This is a genomic window from Paenibacillus daejeonensis DSM 15491, from assembly GCF_000378385.1.
Classification (GTDB): Bacteria; Bacillota; Bacilli; order Paenibacillales; family Paenibacillaceae; genus Paenibacillus_D; species Paenibacillus_D daejeonensis.
Map to the genome: position 1 here is coordinate 251,845 of NZ_KB899667.1, position 18,889 is coordinate 270,733.

Annotated in this window: 17 protein-coding genes and 1 riboswitch; of the genes, 6 read left to right on the forward strand and 11 right to left on the reverse strand. The window is 53.7% G+C overall.

From position 1 onward, the window contains the following. Nucleotides 1-19: 19 nt before the first annotated feature. From ptsP to F556_RS36580, 10 genes are all read right to left on the reverse strand, one after another. Nucleotides 20-1,786, reverse strand: coding sequence for a phosphoenolpyruvate--protein phosphotransferase (gene ptsP / locus F556_RS0122950; RefSeq protein ID WP_020619343.1), 1,767 nt, complete (start codon nt 1,784-1,786; stop codon nt 20-22). Further along, nucleotides 1,786-2,055 (reverse strand): HPr family phosphocarrier protein, encoded by a 270-nt coding sequence (locus tag F556_RS0122955; RefSeq protein ID WP_020619344.1) that lies wholly within the window; start codon nt 2,053-2,055, stop codon nt 1,786-1,788. Before F556_RS0122955 ends, ptsP begins: the two co-directional genes overlap by 1 nt. Nucleotides 2,056-2,078: 23 nt before the next feature. Next, nucleotides 2,079-2,813, reverse strand: coding sequence for an SIS domain-containing protein (locus F556_RS0122960; protein WP_020619345.1), 735 nt, complete (start codon nt 2,811-2,813; stop codon nt 2,079-2,081). Then, nucleotides 2,803-3,573, reverse strand: coding sequence for a creatininase family protein (locus tag F556_RS0122965; protein ID WP_020619346.1), 771 nt, complete (start codon nt 3,571-3,573; stop codon nt 2,803-2,805). Before F556_RS0122965 ends, F556_RS0122960 begins: the two co-directional genes overlap by 11 nt. 15 nt (nt 3,574-3,588) lie before the next feature. Next, nucleotides 3,589-4,581: a phosphotriesterase family protein gene (locus F556_RS0122970; RefSeq protein ID WP_020619347.1), complete on the reverse strand. Its 993-nt coding sequence runs from the start codon at nt 4,579-4,581 to the stop codon at nt 3,589-3,591. 408 nt (nt 4,582-4,989) lie between these two features. Further along, nucleotides 4,990-6,288, reverse strand: a complete 1,299-nt coding sequence (locus tag F556_RS0122975) for a PTS ascorbate transporter subunit IIC (protein WP_020619348.1) — start codon at nt 6,286-6,288, stop codon at nt 4,990-4,992. A 64-nt stretch (nt 6,289-6,352) separates the two neighbouring features. Beyond that, a complete protein-coding gene (locus F556_RS0122980) occupies nt 6,353-6,616 on the reverse strand; it encodes a PTS sugar transporter subunit IIB (protein ID WP_020619349.1) in 264 nt (87 codons plus the stop codon). Between the two features lie 18 nt (nt 6,617-6,634). Beyond that, nucleotides 6,635-7,078, reverse strand: coding sequence for a PTS sugar transporter subunit IIA (locus F556_RS0122985; protein ID WP_020619350.1), 444 nt, complete (start codon nt 7,076-7,078; stop codon nt 6,635-6,637). A 2-nt stretch (nt 7,079-7,080) separates the two neighbouring features. Then, on the reverse strand, nt 7,081-9,237 hold the full coding sequence (locus tag F556_RS0122990) for a BglG family transcription antiterminator (RefSeq protein ID WP_020619351.1): 2,157 nt from the start codon (nt 9,235-9,237) through the stop codon (nt 7,081-7,083). A 570-nt stretch (nt 9,238-9,807) separates the two neighbouring features. Then, nucleotides 9,808-10,791: an S-layer homology domain-containing protein gene (locus F556_RS36580; protein ID WP_020619352.1), complete on the reverse strand. Its 984-nt coding sequence runs from the start codon at nt 10,789-10,791 to the stop codon at nt 9,808-9,810. Between the two features lie 191 nt (nt 10,792-10,982). On the opposite strand from F556_RS36580, the gene F556_RS0123000 reads away from it, so the two are divergent. The 4 genes from F556_RS0123000 to F556_RS0123015 all read left to right on the forward strand — a co-directional run bounded on the left by F556_RS0123000 (nt 10,983) and on the right by F556_RS0123015 (nt 12,838). Then, a complete protein-coding gene (locus F556_RS0123000; protein ID WP_020619353.1) occupies nt 10,983-11,210 on the forward strand; it encodes a hypothetical protein in 228 nt (75 codons plus the stop codon). A gap of 193 nt (nt 11,211-11,403) precedes the next feature. After that, entirely contained in the window at nt 11,404-11,838 is a 435-nt protein-coding gene (locus F556_RS0123005) for a hypothetical protein (RefSeq protein ID WP_020619354.1), read from the forward strand. A 10-nt stretch (nt 11,839-11,848) separates the two neighbouring features. Then, nucleotides 11,849-12,247 carry an RDD family protein gene (locus F556_RS0123010; RefSeq protein ID WP_020619355.1) on the forward strand — a complete coding sequence of 133 codons (399 nt, stop codon included), beginning with the start codon at nt 11,849-11,851 and terminating at the stop codon, nt 12,245-12,247. A 132-nt stretch (nt 12,248-12,379) separates the two neighbouring features. Continuing rightward, a complete protein-coding gene (locus F556_RS0123015) occupies nt 12,380-12,838 on the forward strand; it encodes a hypothetical protein (protein WP_211222632.1) in 459 nt (152 codons plus the stop codon). 341 nt (nt 12,839-13,179) lie between these two features. Here F556_RS0123015 and F556_RS36585 read toward each other — a convergent pair whose 3' ends face one another. Further along, the gene (locus tag F556_RS36585; protein ID WP_020619357.1) at nt 13,180-15,081 is read right to left on the reverse strand and encodes an S-layer homology domain-containing protein; all 1,902 of its coding nucleotides are present in this window, start codon (nt 15,079-15,081) and stop codon (nt 13,180-13,182) included. Between the two features lie 93 nt (nt 15,082-15,174). Beyond that, nucleotides 15,175-15,325, reverse strand: a riboswitch (adenosylcobalamin (AdoCbl) riboswitch). Between the two features lie 135 nt (nt 15,326-15,460). Here F556_RS36585 and F556_RS0123030 point away from each other — a divergent pair. Beyond that, entirely contained in the window at nt 15,461-17,026 is a 1,566-nt protein-coding gene (locus F556_RS0123030) for a response regulator transcription factor (RefSeq protein ID WP_020619358.1), read from the forward strand. 14 nt (nt 17,027-17,040) lie between these two features. Further along, nucleotides 17,041-18,801 (forward strand): sensor histidine kinase, encoded by a 1,761-nt coding sequence (locus F556_RS0123035; protein WP_020619359.1) that lies wholly within the window; start codon nt 17,041-17,043, stop codon nt 18,799-18,801. Nucleotides 18,802-18,889: the final 88 nt, after the last annotated feature.

Here is an 18,889-nt window from a genome sequence, read left to right on the forward strand (position 1 = left end):
TACCGCCTGGACTAGATTCTTACTGCTGTTGGATCTGCTCATTGCTTGTTGTCATGAGTTGGCTCAAAGCGGCTCGCACCTCGTCAGGGGTATCCAGTTCAAGCAGCTCCTCCGCGAGCTTGCGGCACTCGGTGCTGTCGAGCTGCGATAGGACCTGCTTGATGCGCGCAATCGCGCCCGAATCCATGCTCCACTCGTCGAGGCCGAGGCCGAGCAGCAGCGGGGCAGCCAGCGGGTCGCCTGCCATGCCACCGCACATCCCAGCCCACTTGCCTGCGTGATGGGCTGCCTCGATGACCCGGTGGATCAGCTGCAGCACGGCCGGGTGGAAGTAGTCATAGAGATAGGCGACATGCTCATTCATCCGGTCAACCGCCAGCGTGTACTGGACCAGGTCATTGGTACCAATGCTGAAAAAATCCACCTCGCGGGCCAGTCGGTCAGCCTGCAGCGCAGCCGAAGGAATCTCGACCATGATGCCGACCTCCAGCTCCGCTGGAGCAGCGATGGCCACGCCTTCGGCTTCGAGCTCCGTCCGGGCCTGCTCATAGAGCGCCTTGGCTTGTCGCCACTCCGCCAGGCCAGAGATCATGGGGAACATGATCTTGAGTCGACCTTCACTACTAGCCCGCAGAATAGCGCGCAATTGCGTTAATAGCAGCTCCTTGCGGTCCAGACCGATGCGGATGGCACGATAGCCAAGGAACGGATTCTCTTCCTTGGGCAGCTGCAGATAGGGCAGCGCCTTGTCACCGCCGATGTCGAGCGTGCGGATAATGACCGGCTTGCCAGCCATCTGCCGGGCAACCGTGCAGTAGGCTTCGGCCTGCTCTTCTTCGGTTGGCAGCCGCTTCGCATCCATGAACAGGAACTCGGTCCGATAGAGGCCAATACCTTCGGCTTGTCGCTCGGCCGCCGCTTCGGCTTCCTGCACCGTGCCAATATTGGCAGCCATCTCTACAGCAACCCCGTCCTGGCTCGCTGCCGGCCTCGAACGGTACGCTTCGAGCTCGCGTTCCTCGTGCTCGGAGACCTCTTGCCGCTGACGATATTGTGCCAGCGTCGTCTCTTCGGGCCGGATGATGCAGACGCCTTCGGCTCCGTCGACAATTAGCCAATCCCCATCGGCGATTGCTGCTGTTTGCTCACCTGCGCCAACCACCGCAGCAATGCCCAGCGAACGGGCGAGCAGGGCGGTATGCGAGGTTTTGCCGCCTGCACGGGTGACAAAAGCGAGGACGTACTGCTTGTTCAATTGAACGGTATCGGATGGTGCCAGATCGTGGGCAACCAGAATGACCTCATCCTTAATATCACTGAGCCGCATCCCGCCGCCTTCACCAGACAGATGGGTGAGCAGCCGCTGTCCCAGGTCGCGGATATCTGCTGCGCGCTCCTGCATATAAGCGTTGTTCAACGCCTCGAAGCGGCCAGCGGTATGCTCCACGACCGCCCGTACCGCCGCCTGGGCGCTTGCGCCTTCCTCACGAATCTTCTTCTCCATCGGCGGATAGAAGGCCGGATCGGCGAGGAACTTCGCTTGGCCGCTCAGGATGCCGGCCTGCTCCTCGCCGAGTGTCTCCCGGGTGCGCTCGGCCAGCTCCAGCAACTGGGCTTCGCTCTGCTGCCTGGCCTGCTGGAGCAAGGCAAGCTCCGCCTCGCTGTTCACTTCGCCGGATGCTTCGCTCTCAGCTTCTGTCCCTGCGCCTGGCGCATACACCATCGCCCGGCCGATCCGGATGCCCGGCGAGACGCCGATGCCCCGGATCACATGCTCCGTACCCATTAGCCTTCACCAAACTTGCTTTCAATCAGTTCTGTCAGCTCGCGGAGCGCTTGCTCACTGTCCGGGCCGTCGGCCTCCAGCGTCACTTCCGCGCCTTTGGCCAGGCCGAGCGTCATCAGTTCCAGCATGCTTTTGCCGTCGGCTTCATCGCCAGCGGCATTTTTCACTTTGATGACGGCATCGTATTGCCCGGCTTTCTCCACGAACAATTGCGCGGGACGAACGTGGAAGCCTTGCTCATTCTGTATCGTTAAGGTTGTCGAAACCATCACATATGCCTCCTCTATAGATGTTAGGCCAGCAGCGGGATACGCGCTTTATAGTGTTCAATGCAGGCTTGATTGTGCGCGTCGGCGCCATCGATATTGCCGCTCAGGAAGACCGGCGGCTCATAGCCGCGCTCTGCCATGATGGCAATCGCACGAGCGAACACGCCATTGATAATCGCCGCGCCGATTACCGTCGATGTCGGCGTGAACGGCACCGCCACATCTGGATGCCGCAATACGGCGTCGCCGGGGGTGGCATGATTGTCAATGACGATATCGACGCTGTTGTACAGATGCTTGCCGCCGACATGACGGGACGTCTGACTCTTGGAATAGGCGAGCGAAGTAATACCGACAGTAATCGCGCCCTTGGACTTGGCAATCTGAGCGACATCGACAGGGACCGGATTGCGTCCCGAGGTCGACAGCACAATCACCACCTCGTCCTCCCGAATATCCTGGTCCTCCATGAACGTGGCGCCCAGACCGTTCTCGCGTTCTAGCTCCGAGGAGCGAACCGCGCCTTCATGCAGCATGAGCTTCTCGACGAAGATCGGCCGGATCGGCACCAGTCCGCCAGCCCGGTAGAACACTTCCTCCGTCAGGATATGGGAGTGACCACAGCCGAACAGATGAACGATGCCGCCCTGCATGATGGAGGCTGCGATACGTTCTGCTGCTTGCTCCATGGCCGCGGTTTGAGAGGCTTCTACGATATCCAGCATGGTGCGAATTTCATCAAAATATTTATGAATCATGTGGCGAATCCTCCTTGCCTTTGCTGCCTTCAGCCAAAACCGACTTGGCTCGCAGCAGAATCTCGGTCATCGTGCGCAGACTGGCTTCGATGATCCGTTCGCCTTTTTCGCGAGTGGCGAGGGTGGCGTCCCCCAGGACAGCGGTAGAGGTGAACTGCTCCCAAGGGGTGGGGGTACAGTCATCCTCGACCGTGATGTTCGGGATATCGCTAATTGCTTTGCTCATATCGACATGCTCCTCGGCCAGATACAGCATATAGGACGTCTCCAGCTCGCAGGCATGGAAGTACGTCCCGTGCGCCGATGGGGTCTCGCGAACCTCAGCGATCGCTTCCTTGGAGCCGGGGTAGAAGAAGTAGTAGACCTTGAGCGCCGGGTAATCGCGGTAGAGCATACGGGCGGCATCCTTCATGCAGGCGGCATTGCCCAGATGGCCATTCAGCATCACGTAGATGCCGAAGCCCTGATGATGCAGACTCTCGCCGATATCATAGAGCATCTGAATCAGTGCCTGGTTGGACACACCCACACTACCCGGAAAGTTCTTCAGGCTCCACACCTGCCCATACGGCAGAGTAGGGAGCACCAGACTATCGGTCAGCTCCGCCAGTCGTCCGGCCAGCCGCTCCGCCAGCACATTGTCCGTATCGAGGGGGAGATGGGGGCCATGCGCTTCAACCGCACCAACCGGCAGGATGGCACAGCGGGTGCGCTCAATCTCGGCAGCGACAGTGTAACTGGTCTGTTCCGCATACTGCATCCTCACCACTCCTCTCTAGCGTTTGAACGTGAAGCAGGTGGCTGGATTATGGACAAAAAACTTCTCAATCAGCTTCTCGCCGTCGAACCCGGCCCGATTCGCTTCATCGATAAAGCGGGGCACCCAGGTGGCGATAATATATTCGAGCCCCAGCCCATGGTCATAATATTTGTAGTACGTCTTACGCGCGGTGTCTCCGCTGACGAGGATCTGATCCTCGTAGCCTTTGCGCACCAGTGACAGAATCAACTCAATCCGTGTACTTTCTGGCGCATACTTGATTTTGCCAATACCGTCAAAGCTAAGGTACGCACCGGTCCGGGCAATCTGCTCGTGGTAGTACGGGTCGGGATTGCGGTCCATATGGCCGAGACTGAGATAATTCAGATCGACCTTCTCACGCCGCAGTAGCTCCAGCTGCTCCAGTCCCATCGTACCGACTTCTGTATGCGAGTGGACCGGAGCCTTGGTTTCATGATGCGCGCGGGCCACCGCCTGCAGCGTCTTCACCTCAAGCGGCGAGATCCGGTTGTAGCCGGTGCCGAACTTGACTTGACCGGCCTTGAACGGCGTCCCCTCCAGCCCTTCCTCGACCTCACGGATCACGAAATCGGCCAGCTCATTCACCGTACTGCCATCAATCCACTCCGCATACGTCCGGTAGTTGCCGAGCAGCGGCTTCAGCTCATCCTTGATATGGGCATCCCACAGGAAGCTCTTGTTGAAGCCAGCAGTACCAACGATCTTGATTCCGGTATTCTGCGAAATCTGATAGACCGCAGGTACATCACGACCGTAATCCACGGCCGTCGCGTCGACGATCGCCTGACCGCCATGCGATTGAAACGCCCGCACATCCAGCTCCGACTTGGCCGGGTCATCCAACAGCAGATCATCCGCATTACGCTCCGCCCAATAAGCCGGCCGACATACGATATGCTCATGCGAATACGTAAACCCCAACTCCGAAGGATCAATATCTTTATCTAGTGTACGTATAAAACTCATGTCTTTCCCTCCCTACTTCCCATCCTTTTAGAGGCTGTTCAAAAAGTCCCCAATTGATCACGAAGAGAATCAGAAAGCTAACTCGACATCGAATCTTGCGTTCACCCTTGAAGTCCGGTGCTCATGTAGGTTTGCCTACACTCCGCTCCTCCTTCTACAGGTTCTCGCAACCTTCTCGGTGCTGAATTGTGATCTTTTTGAACACGCACTATATGCGTATTTTGTCTTGCGTTGTTGACGAGGAAATTGCGCAGTAGCGGAGAGGAGAGGGAAGCTGGAGAAGTGAAACGCTCGCCTTTGTCTCCGGATTTCAACCACATCCGTGGTCAAAAATTCAAGAAATCTGGAGACAACAGCGATCGGAAGCTCCCTCTTCTCGCAGCGCCCTATTAGCACTATTTTCCTCAACTAGAACAACAGCTGCGACAAAAACCGTATTATAGGCCCAATAATGAACATATCCGAATCCGCCGCCCACATCGCCGTATCCGGCACCGTCGACGAGATCAGGAAGCGCACCATGACGAATTGGCCCCAGGCCACAACCGTCGCCGTAATAAAGCCGCCCAAGAGAGCGCCACGAACACCGCCGGTGGAGTTACCGAACACCCCGGCCGTCGCACCATGGAAGAACAACACGATCATCGTCGGCACGAAAATGTAGGACACGGTACCACCGAGTACCACCAACCAGAGAATCGCACCGCCGAAGGCACCCAGGAAGCCCAGAATGACCGCATTAGGTGCATACGGGTAAACGACTGGCGAGTCGAGCGCCGGGATGGCGCCAGGTACGAGTCGGGTGGCGATACCGTTGAAGGCGGGTACCAGCTCGCCAATGAACATCCGCACGCCCATCAGTACGATGGCGATCCCGCCCGCGAACGTCAGCGATTGGATGATGGAGTAGATGATAAAGTTTTGGTCGCCAGATAAGGCGATCAATTCCGCAGCTGCCGGTGTATTTTTGAGGGAGATAACAATGGCACCAATCAGGAACAGCGTTCCCATGCTGAGCGCCGTGATGACGTTGGGATCGCGCAGGAACTCGAGTCCCTTGGGCACTTTGATTTTCTCCGAGTCGTTCTCTTTGTTACCGAACAGCTTGCCGAGCCACGCGCCCAGCAGAGCCACGGAAGCGGACGTATGGCCGAGTGCGATGTTGTTGTTACCCGTAATTTTGCGCATGTAGGGCTGTGTTACTGCCGGCTGGAATGTCCAGTACAGACCCAGGATGACGGAGAGCAGGATCAGCAGCTTCCAGAACGAAGCTTCACCGCCAGCTGTATGCACAGCAATACCCGCGAAAATCGTTGAGGTCCAGAACATCATATGGCCTGTCAGATAGATATATTTGAAGCGTGTGAAGCGAGCTAGCAGCACGTTAATCAAGAAGCCGACGAACATGGCTAGCGTCACGGCGCTGCCGAACCGCGAATTGAAGGCTTCCTGTCCCATGAACTGCCCCAGCGACGAAGCCTCCAGCCCGAAGACTTCCTGCCACATCGGCTCAAATACCGTCAATGCGCCAACGATGACGTCCGCACCGGCACCGATGATCAGAAAGCCGATGATCGCCTTGAAGGTGCCGCTAATGACCTGGCTGGTCGATTTTTTCTGCAGCAGCAAGCCCAGCAATACGATGAAGCCGAGCAAGATGGCCGGGGTGCCGAAGATATTGGTCGCTATCCAAAAAATCACATCCACGAAGGGTTCCTCCTTTTGGTAAGCCTAATCGGGTCAAGCCTGCTGCAGAGGGAGAAGCGCCGAATTACAGCACTTCCTGCAGACTGGACTTGATCTCCTCCAGGTCAAAATAGTTGTTCACGATGACAATTTTGGCCGCGTGGCCTTGCAGACTTTGCGCCAGCTCATTATTGGTAATGATGTAATCCGCTTGCGTGCCAGACGCGCTGGAAACGTCCATATGGTCGACATCCGCACTCACGCCCAGATCCTTCAGGACATTCTCCACATTCATCCGTAGAATCAAGCTTGTTCCCTGTCCCAGTCCGCATACACAAATGATTTTCATCGTAAAAACCTCCTAAATTTAATTAGTTGTAGCTTCGAGCAGCTGTCCAATGGCTTCCGGCGTTGGCGCGTCTTTGAGCTGCTGCACGTGTGCCGGGTTATTCAAGAGGGTCGTTAGCTTGCGGAGCATCGTAATATGCTCTTCGCTTGAGGATGCGCCGAGGGCGAAGACGAGCGCCACCGGATCGTTTTTGGCATGGCCGAATACGACGGGTTCTCGTAGTCTAACCAGCGACACGGAGGCTTCCTTGACGCCGTCCTCGGGCTTCGCATGCGGCAGAGCAATCTGTGGTGCGAGTACGAAGTAAGGGCCTTTTTCCTCAAAAGAAGCCACCATCGCATCGATATAACGGGACTCGGCAGCCCCGGCATCGACGAGCAGTTGTCCGGCTGCGCGGATGGCGGCGGCGCCGTCGGCAGCCTCTACGTCCAGGGCGATTAAGCCCGGTTCCAAAAATTTCATTGTCATTCTCCTTCCTTCAGACGGTTACCTTCACCGCTAGCGGCCTGATCGATCAATCTCAGGATGTCTTCAATTGCGTTAGTATTTTCCAAAATGGTCAGTTTATGCGGCTCTCTCAGCAGAACAGACAGCTGGGCGAGCGGCTTGAGATGGGATTCGCCATCGGCGCTGGCGAGTACGAAGACGGTGTGCACCTGATGACGCGCTTCTTGCCCGAAGGCCACAGGGGATGCGAGCTTGAGCATGGAAAAGCCGGTGCGCAGCACGCCATCCTCCGGCCTTGCATGAGCAATCGCTACACCCGGAGCCAGCACAATGTAGGGACCGTGCTCGTCCACCTTGTGGATCATCGCTTCTACGTAGCGGGTTTCAATGATACCCGCAGCGAGCAAGGGCTGCGCAGCTTCCCGGATCGCCGTCCGCCAGTCGGCGACCTTCTCCAATAGCCGGATTCGGTCGCGGGTGAGCAAGCTGGGCAGTGAGAGCTGGCGCGGGGTCTCGGCGGGTCCCCGGGCGCGAAGCAGGTAACGGCTAATTTCTTCATATAACAGCTCTTCATTGCGGATGTCGGCGTGCTTGCGTACTAACTGCAGGATGCTCTCTGCCGTGTTCTGCGGCAGCAAGGCAGCTCGCTGCGGTGCTTGTACCCGGCCGATCTGCTGGAGCAGCGCCGACTTGTCCGCATCCGTCAAGATCGGCGAAACCACGAACACAGGCGCGGTACTGCCAGACAACGGCACCGTGGAGAAGATCAGGTCGACCGGCTGGGAGAACCGCTCGAACTCCCGCAGCGAGAGCACGGCCAGCCAATCGATGGCGGGGAAGAGCTGCTCCAGTTGAAGCTTCAGCATACGCGAGGCGGATTGGCCGTTCACGCAGACGATCACCGCCTGGCTACGCGGCTGCGGCTGCGCGTCCTCACGGCGGAGCCCGCCGCCGAAGTGCATGGCCAGGTACGCCATCTCGCCTTCGCTAATGGGCTGACTTAGCAACGCTTGCAGCGGTGCGGCAGCTTTTTCCGTCAGCCTGTACACCTCGGGGTACTTGTCTCGGACTGAGGCAGCCACCGGATTGTCCTGATGCAGACCGTACTTGATTCGGTAGTAGGCGGGCTTCACATGCTGGAACAACTGCTGCTCCATCGCCTCCCGATGCTGAAAATAGACGCACCCCAAACGCTCAAACGCATCAATCATATCGGAGGTGGCCTGACGAATGCGCTGCGCCTCACCATCGGGTTTCCGGTCCTCCATCCGGTTGACGCGGGCCCCGAGCAGGTGGACCGTGAGGTAACAGATCTCGTCCTCGGGGAACTCGACCTCGAACAGCTCGCCGAGCTGGGCCGCCAATTCCTCAGCGAGTTCGTAAAAGCTGGACTTCCGCAGCGTCTGCTTCTCATCCGTGTCCAGTTGAACGGTCTCGCCCGCACGGAGCCGCTGGGCGAATAGCAGAAGCCGGGAAGCAAGGCTGAGCACCGTTTCGTCGGTCAGCTCCATCTCAGCCCGCTCCTCCAGGCGGTCAATCATTACATAGATCCGCTCCAGCTGATCGACCGTCTGCAGTGGCCATCGCGAGCCCGTCAAGTGGTGGTGGAACATCTCCTGAATGGCGCCAGGGGAGGCGCTCTGGCCGAGGTGCGGCAGAACATAGGATAGATAGTGAGAGAGCGCGTGTCGTTTAGCCGATTCCTCGCCGCTTACGGTGTAACCCTGTTTGCGGTCGTACTGCACCTGGAGCCCAAAGCCGGCGAGCTCGGATTCCAGCTGCTTCAATTCCTTGTGCGCTGTCCCACGGCTGACATCGAGCAGCTGCTGAAGATCGTGCAGAAACACGGGCTCCGTGCGGCTGATCAGATACATCGCGGTCCAGACAGCGCGTTCCTTACGGGAGAGATAATAGTCCGATCGGTTGACATTCCCGGCGATCGCCGGGAGCTTGGTTTTGGTAGACGGAGGGAGCAGATACCCTCGTTCGCGGACATAATGAACCGGCTCCAGCTCCTGCGAACGGAGCCAATGATTGATTTTATCCATGTCGTAATAGACCGTTCGCTTGGAGATATGCAGCTGCTGCATCAGATGCTGAACCGGCACATAATCCGGCGCCTCCTGGAGCAGGGCCAACAAGGCCGTATTGCGTTCCGTTAAGATGATCGCCACCCCCTTCGTCTACCCTTACCCGTAGTATAGTAGGGCGTCAGGTTTCCTTACAGCCCAAACATTGTACCCGCGCGTTTGCAAAGTTATACGGTTGAGGTGGGGGAGTGATGGAGGGAGGGAGTCTGCGAGACAGGAAACCTGCGGGAGTACAGAAGGAGAGAATAGAGCAGATGGGCAGAAGGAGCCATCCGCGGTTTTGAATGACGATGCTGATGCTCTAACGGCCACTCGCGGTTCCGTCTGACTAACTGGGCGGGCGGGTTCTAACGTGGTTCTGACAAATTGTCGTTCTAACGGCCACACGTGCGCTTATTTCCTGCTTTTTGCGGGGTCTGGGATTCTAACGGCCACCAGCGCACCTATTTCACTCAAAACACGAGCAAATGAACCAAAATCCATGCAATAGAGGCTTATATGGCCGTTAGAAATTCGAATGGGTACATTTGGAGCAAATAGCGGCTGTGGTGGCCGTTAGAAGTAACTCGCTCCAACGATGGGACTTTGACTAGACGAATACCAACTAGGACGAAAAAAGACGATGCCGGCACTTAGCCAACATCGTCTTTTTCCTTATTCTTCCCAATACTCGAGCAATCGCAATGCTACGACCGCCAGCTCTTCGCGGGTAATCGCGTCCTGCGGACGGAACGAACCACTGTAGCCCTGCATGATGCCAGCTTCGGCGACAGCACGAATGGCATCGACCGCGTAAGTAGCTGTCACATCACCGAAGCTTGGAGCTGATGCTGATGCACTGAGCTCGAAGGCTCTGGCGATGATAACCGCTGCATCCTGGCGAGTAATGGCTGCGTTCGGCTTGAATGTGTTGTCGGCATAACCGCCAATCAAATTCTCAGATTTGGCAATGTTCACATAGCTTGCGTACCAAGCATTCTCGGGCACATCGGTAAATCCGGCAGCCTGGGTTTCAGCGGTCTCAAAAAAGAGAAGCGAGACCAGAATCTTGGTGAATTCCGCACGTGTGGTGATACCCTTCGGGTCGAATACGAAATCATCTCCGGATGGCTTGCCTTCAATGAGACCAAGTGCGCCCATCAACTGCGTGGCTTCCTGAGCCCACTCTGCGATCAGGTCCTGATCGGCAAATGCAAACTCTTCCCATCCGTCGAATCCATCTACGTGGTACAGCCATTCCAGCACGTCCCCGTCTTCTACAATATAGGAACTCGCACCGACCATAGAGAATTCATCATTAACATTGAACATCCACCAGTCACTGGCTGTCCCATCCAAGCCTAAGATGCCTTCAACGAAGACGCCATATTCAGGATCGACGGTATACTCCAACTCATCTTCGCCGACAGCTTCCAGCAATAAGTCAAAGGCATTGGCACCTTCCTCAAATTCAACCGTCGTCACAAAAGGAAGTCCTTCATGCTCAAGATTCGGCGAAATGATCTGAATCTCGGCCGTAAGCATTTCTGTTTCTGTTGATTCCTGCAACTCAGTTGTTTCTGCAAATGCGATGCTTGTTCCCCCGAGTGTGGTGGCCAGCAAGAGCGTAGCCAGCGATCCGGATAACCATTTTTTCATGTACACGTTTCCCCTCTATTATGAGTTTCAACTCTCTCAAACGACAATATCTAGTATAATGCTAGATTTTGGTTTGACAAGATTTATTTTCACATTGGATTGGGGAGTCTCTCTTAACAAGTATTTCTATACAAATAGCGAGAAAGCTGATACCATTTTCTGTTGAGATTTGAAACTTTGGAGGGGCTCTGATGAGCATCTTAAAAAAGGTCATGTTGGTCATAATGGTTCTCGTTTTAAGTATCGTGTTGTTTGAGGTAGTGAGGTATTGGACCAGTCCTCTAACCAAATCAGATACTATAATCAGGCAGGACCTTTTGACTGAACACCCTGTAGGAACGCAGATGAATGATGTTCTAAAGTACATAGAAAATAAAGAAAAATGGGAGATTGATTGGGTTGATTATGAGAGAGGATAGTCAGATACATCAGGATTTTCCACTAAAGTGATAGGCCAAAAATCAATACGTGTGCATCTAGGCTGGTACTGGAATTCAACAGAATACTATTTTAGAACTGACGTGGTTGCTTTTTACGCTTTTGATGATCAATACAGACTAGTGGATGTGTGGGTGCACAAGTACACAGATAGTCTTTAAAGAGGGGCTCACCATGGGACGAATAGCAGTTTATTTTCGTTATCTTAATTTGTTGGCACTTTTAATGGTAGCCTTCAAGTTTCTTGCCGTCATTCAAGATGGTCCGGGTTGGGAAATCCCTTCCTATGTGATTGAAGAAGGAGGACAACTGCTGTCGATCATTTTTATTCTTCTCTTCCTCGAATTCATTTTGCTTTTCCTCGATTTGTATTTCAAAAAGAAAATGAGAGCCAGCGCTTGGGGGTTGTACATCGGGTTGGTGTTGATCTGTTACTGGCTCCATCTCTCCGAATTCAATAATTTTTTTATGAATCTTCAGTTCAAGCTGCCGTTTGTTTCTATGTTGATGACCCATTATTTGTTTTGGGGTGTTCCTCTATCTCTGGTTGCGGTGATATACTTGACCCTACAAAGAAAGGGTACAAAAGACCCTTTAATGAGAGGTTAAGAGGGGTAAGATGGCATATTATTTCAAGCGAGTCGGTGCAGTTGTGATAGATGCTTTCCTATGCGGCTTTGTAGTGGTTTCATTTGCGTTTTTGTTCTTTCAAGCCATTGCCTCTATTCGTTACGCGGCTTTAGTAATGGCATTTATTTTGGTAACAATCATGTTGATTTATGGTTTTATCATGGAACTCATCTGGGGTAAGACCATTGGCAAGATGATCTTTAAGTTGAAAGTAATCTCCACGAGCTCAAGCTCTTCTCGAGTCGTTCCCATTCTCTTGAGAAATGTATTCCGGTATCTGGATCACTTCGTTATGATTAGTGCGGCGACGATGCTGATCCACCGAAAAAGACAACGTTTGGGCGATATTTTCTCAAAAACCATGGTGGTTGAGACGAACACCAACTAGGAATAAGGGAGGCGATGCGAATTCTGGCTGCATCGTCTTTAGTGCGTTTGGCTGTACATCAGGGCTAATAAAGGAAGAAAAATAATGAGACTAACGAAAAAGGGCCTAAGACTAATTGTTTTCGCCATAAGCATGATCATGGTCACTATAGTTTTTCTATCGTATGGTAAATATGAACGAAGTATATTAAGTTTTAAGCTCATTATTCACTTGCTGGTGGGGTATATTTTTCTTATTGAACTTACATATGCCGTGCGTAGACAACTAAAGCTGAAATCAAAAATCCTAACGAAGGCTTTTTTTGTGGGCCTCTATCTTTTCGGAATTTCTGTAGGCTTAATAGCGTCATTACAATTTTATAATACGTTTTCGGATGCCTTTATTACTGGTTTTGAAAAGGTGGACATTGTCATTCTCCATCGGGAACCGGTTTATAACGACAGCGATCGAATTTACGTGACGATGGATGATGAGAGGGAAGTATTTTCTTTAGCACCGGGTTACGTGGAGGTGGAGCCCGACTCATCATATCGTGTCCATGCCTTTATGAAAAGTAAAATCGTCGTTCCAATCGAAGCAATCATAAAATAACGTATTGCAGGGTCTAAGTTAGAGTAGTGAGGTGTTGGGATAGGCGTTTTCACCTCTAACGGCCACAGGTGCGCTTATTTCCGGCTTTTTGCGAGGTCTGGGATTCTAACGGCCACCAGCGCAGCTATTTCACCAAAATCCCCACCAAATGGACCCCGAACAGTGCAATAGCTGTTTATATGGCCGTTAGAATTTCGAATGAGTACATTTGGGCCAAATAGCGGCTGTGGTGGCCGTTAGAAGTAAATAGCCCCACCAGTGTGACTTTGACGCGAACCAGCTAGAACAAAAAGACGATGCCGGCACCGAGCCAGCATCGTCTTGCTTTTATTCTTCCTATTCTACTTCAACCCAACAAACGCATCGTACACACGGACAGCCACAACCGCTAGCTCTTCGCGGGTGATTTGATCCTGCGGGCGGAAACTGCCATTGTAGCCTTGCATGATACCAGCTTCGGCGACAGCGCGAATGGCGTCTTCGGCGTAAGCGGCAGTCACATCACCAAAGCTTGGTGCTGCAGCGGATGCACCGAGCTTGAATGCTCGGGCGATGATGACCGCCGCATCCTGGCGTGTGATGGCGGCTCCTGGCTGGAAGGTGCCGTCGGCGAAGCCGTTGATCAGGCTCTCTTGCTTAGCCTTGGCTACGTATCCGGCATACCATGCCGTGACGGATACGTCAGAGAAATCGACGACTGGCTCGGCAGCCGAATCACCATAGGCCAGCGCGACGAGGATCTTGGTGAACTCGGCGCGGGTCGCGGTTCCTTTGGGATCGAACACGACGCCGTCTCCGGCTGGCTTGCCAGCGAAGATGCCGAGCTCGGCTGCCCGCAAGATAGCTTCTTGTGCCCAAGCGGAGGCTTGCGTCTGATCCGCGAAGCGCGGTGCTTCCACAGCAGGAGGCTGCGGGGTAACCGGTGCTTCTTCTTCTGGTGTCTCAACAGAACCTTCTTGCTCGGCTTCCTCAGTCTGTTCCTCATCGGTCGGCGAAGGCTGCGACGGAATGACAGGCGACGGATTAGTCACTGGCGGTTCCGTCGTCCCCGGAGGCTCTGTGGTCCCAGGCGGTTCTGTCGTCCCCGGAGGCTCTGTAGTTACAGGTGGTTCCGTCGTAACCGGAGGCTCTGGTGTAACCGGCGGTTCGGTTTCTTTGGGTTCAATGTACAGCGACCATCGCAGCTCGTCGCCTTCTTGTACGAGGTAAGAGCTCGCTCCTACTTCAGATAATTCGTCATTCACGTACAATTGCCACCAGTCTGGGTAAGTGGCTGACAGTCCAAAAATGCTGGTGACGAAGGCACCAAGTCCCTCGAACACCTGATATTCCAGCTCATCCTCACCGACCGTTGTTAACAACACCTCAAAAGCGGTCGCACCTTCTTCAACCTCCAGGGCAGCAGTAAACGGTAGTCCCTCATGCGCCAAGTCCGGCGATACAACCTCGATTGTCGCATTATAAGTAACCGTGAAGGCCTTGTTAAGTACGCCGATTCCGGTCAGATCAAAGCCTGCCGAGCCGGTGGTCGGGTGCGGATCGTAGATGGGATTGCCGTAGCTATCCTTCTGTGCGCCGTCGCCCATGATATCGACAATTCTGACGAAGTGAATGTCATTCAGTTTAACTAGCCCGGCTTTCACCTCAGGCTTGTGCTTCAGCGCTTCCAGGTCGAAGCCGGTGCCGTAGCCACTCAGCGCTTTACCGGCCAGCCCTTTGACGTTGCTCTGGTTAGTATACGAGAAGCCCCCGACCGGATTTTCGGTCAGTGATTCCGAATCGAAGCGCGCCCAGTTCTCGCCATCCGTAGAGACCTCTACATAGGCCAGCTCGAGGAAGCCCCAGCCCGGCTGCTGCGGATTGCCAAAACCATTCTCGAATACGGCGAAGTCTTCGCCCGGACCATTCCCGATGCCGCCATCTTCAAACTCCAGCGTTATCTCGCCCAGGTCACCAAGCACAACAAGCTGCCCGTTGTGCGGGCCGACGGCACGTTCAGGCGTGCGGAATCCAAGACTTACGTTCGTTAGTGACTCATTTGGAATATAGTCCCGAAACCCCGTCGCCCAAGCGATCATATCGGCAGGGGTCTTATTAATGCTGTTGTCAAACACAACAACCTCAGGAGCTTCTGCCCCTTGCTCCGGTTCGGCGTAGGCGACGCTGGCTTGTCCCAGTCCGCCCAGGGTGGTGACGGCCAGCAGGAGGAGTGCCAGCCAACTGGATACCCAGTTCTTCTTCATTGCATGTTCCTCTTTTCTCTAGGATAATGTAAAAAAACCTCCTCCGCATCGGAGAAGGCTCAGGATAATAGGGCACACAAAATAAACATGCGCTACTAACCCTGCCTTTGACCACGAAGGTACAGGTTGCATTCATCGCTTAAGACCGACCTGACTGAAGCCCAACGAACAGGCTTATCACAGTGGCGGGACCGTGCCGGATTCTCACCGGACTTCCGTCTTGCGCGACATTCTCTAGTATAGCGGGCGGTTAAAATTTGGCAAGTATTATTTGTCACATCGTGTCTAGAAGAATCGAGCTTGTATGCTTGACCTAGGCGTATATAATCAATAGTAAGAATAGGTCCGGAATACTTAAGCTTTTTCAGGAGGGAACCCCATGTACAAGGTGCTGATTGTGGACGATGAAATGTATGTACGTAAGGGCCTGATCAATCTATTGGATTGGTCATCGCTGCAATATGAGATCTGTGGTGAGGCGGAGAATGGGGAGCAGGCCTTGGGCCTGATCCAGCAGCTTACTCCGGATGTGGTCATCATCGATATACGCATGCCTGTGATGGACGGTCTGGAGCTGATCCGGCAAGTGAAGGCGGAGGGTGAGCACCAGCCGATGTTTATCATCCTGAGTGGGCACCCGGATTTCTCCTACGCCCAGCAGGCATTCCGATACAATGTGTCCGACTATATTCTGAAGCCGGTCGATGAGCAGGAGCTGACAGCAACGCTGAAGAAAGTCGCCAACACGCTGAATCAGCAGCAGTTGTTATCCATTACCCGGGACAAGCCGCTTGTGGAGACCGTCATCGAGAGCCTCCTGCAGACAGAGCCTGGGGATCAGGTGATGGAGCAGATTGCCCAGGTGTTGGAATTGCCGCTATCCTCGGCTTTCACCTACGTCATCGCAGAGATGCAGGATGAGCTCCCGCACCGGCAGGTGGATTATTTGCCCGCGCTGCAGGCGGCGCTTCAACAGGAATTCCAACACGAGGGATCGCTTCTTCTGGTTCATGTACGCGTGTACAATCAGTACGGGCTGATCCTGCCGGAAGCCTGGCTGGCCCAGCGGCCTGGGGATGAACGGGATACCTACACGAGACTGCGTAACCGATTGCAAAAGGAACTGGATATCGCCATCGCATTGTTCATCGGCAAGCAGGTCCCGCACCTCAAGAAAATTGCGCTCTCGGCAGCCAGTGCCGAAGAAAGCCTGAATTACCGTTTTGCAACGGAATCAGAAGGTGTCTATCTGGCGGAGGAGCTGTCGGGCAAGCCGCTGTATTATTTTGATGTGGACGAAGAGCTGCATACCAAGCTGATCTACGGCATCGAGGCCAATGAACGGGAGGCGTACGAGGCCGCTGCCGAGGCAATCTTCCAGATGATTCAGGACAGAAAGTTCGCTCCAGGCGCGGTTACCAACACGGTTCGCCGTGTTCTGATTGCCGTCATCAATATTATCCGTCAGCTCGAAGGCGATGAGAAAGAGCTGCGCTTCTTCGATGAAGTCTTTCAATGGCAGGATAGATATCGGAGTCTTTCCCAGCTGCGACGTGTGCTCCTGGCCTTTATCGGGGAAGCCTCGGCGTACATTGCGGACAAGCGCGGGGAGAAGAGCGAAGGGAACATCGAGAAGGTCAAAAAGTATATCGATACTCACTACCGCGAGAACATTTATTTGAAGGGGATTGCGGCCGACTTTTATATGAACCCGGTCTATCTGGGCCAGCTGTTTCGCAAGCAGTACGGTGTCTATTTCAACGAATATCTGCTCTCGCTGCGGATTGAGGAAGCCAAGCGACTGCTTCGTCAGACGAAGAAACGCATGTATGAGATCGCCGAGCTGGTCGGATTTCAGAACGCCGATTATTTCGCAACCCAATTCGAGAAGCTGGAACAAATGACGCCGACCGACTACCGCAACAAGATGATCGGCAAAAAATAAGGAGGCTGCCGGCCGTGTTCAATGTTCGCTTGCACCACTTGAAGCTGCGCCACAAGCTAACTGTTATCTATATCTTGTGCGTTTTCATACCCATTGTGCTGACCAATGTGATGTTCTACAACGTCACGACGAACAACATCAAGAATCAGAAAACGTCAGACGCCGAGCAGGCCATGCATCAATTGAAGTCGGAGTTGGGGGCCGTCATTGACGACGCCGCTGGTATTTCTTATCTGTTCTCCATTGACCGTTTGCTTACCAATCACCTGAATACAGATCATCTGACGTACGACCGTTACGTTGAGTCGCTTAACGAGATTACACATTTGTTTAATCGTTCGGACAAAGAGTATCGTACGATCAGTTCGGTTCTCATCATGAGCGACAACCCGTCCATTCTCGATTCAGGACATATCATCAGGCTGGATGACAGCGCGCGAAGCCAGGAGTGGTACGGGCGGATTGAGAATCACAATAACACGTATCCGCATCTGTATGTCACGCACGACAGCATCAGTGTCATTCAGAAGCTATCCGATTCTCGCGTGCAGCCCTACGAACACGTGCTCAAGATTGATTTGAATATGAACTACATTCGTCAGCTGCTGGAGCTGTCCAGCTTCGAGGGCGACATTTATCTGCTAAATCCGGCTGGCGAAGCACGGTATGGCCGTCTGGCGGGAGGGCAGCCAAGCCCCCAGATATCGGTGGACCAGACCATCATGCAAGATGACATCACGCTGCCGAACAAAGCTATTGTAATCGGACAACAGTATCAGAATAACCGCTACTTAAGTAACTGGACCGTGTACGGCGTGCTGGACGAAGAGAAGATTCTCTATGACGTGAGGCAGTCAGGCCAGTTCATCCTGTGGTTCGCGGGTATTAATTTTCTTGTGCCAACGCTCGTCATCGCCATCATCTCGGGATCTATTCACACTCGAATTCAGAATATCCTGAGGCATATGAAGTCGGTCAAAGGCAAAAATTTCGAGCGGATTCCTTACCACCGGGAGCGAGATGAGGTGGGGGAACTGGCGGTGGAATTCAACCGAATGAGTGACCGGATCGAGCATCTTATCAACGATGTGTACGAGGCAGAGCTGCAAAAGAAGGAGCTTGCACTCCGGCAGCGGCAAGCGCAGCTGCATGCGCTGCACAGTCAGATTAACCCGCACTTCCTATTCAACGCGCTGGAGACGATCCGGATGCGTAGTCTGATGAAGGGAGAATCACAGACGGCCCGAACGATACAGAATATGGCCAAGATCTTCCGCAAGTCGATTCTATGGAAACGAAGCTTTGTTACCATCCGTGAAGAGCTGGAGCTGATGGAGAGCTTCCTGGAAATACAGAAATACCGCTTCGACAGCAAGCTGGAGTACCACATCGAGGTCGATCAGTCTCTTCTGGATATTGAAATTCCCAAGATGACTTTCCTGCCATTCGTAGAGAATGCGAGTATTCATGGGATTGAGAACATTCCGGGAATCGGCTACATTACCATTCAAATTGCCCAGGAGGGCGGACAGATCCTATTCATTATTGCGGATAACGGTGTAGGCATGAACCGGGAGCAGATCCGGGAGCTAGAGCATTACTTTGATGAGGAGACGGCGATGGGCGATTCCATCGGCATGAAGAATGTGCTGACGCGGCTCAGAATTTGCTACGGCGACTCGTTCACCTTTACAATTTCCAGCGACCCCGGCGGCGGGACACGGATTCTGCTGCGGCTGCCAATGGAGAAACTAGAGGACGGCTCAAGTTCTTAAATATTCAAAGACCAATCTAAACTTTCCCGTATAAAACTGTAAAGCGCTTTCTTTTACAATAAAAGTGTTTTCAAAAGCGTTTTACAGG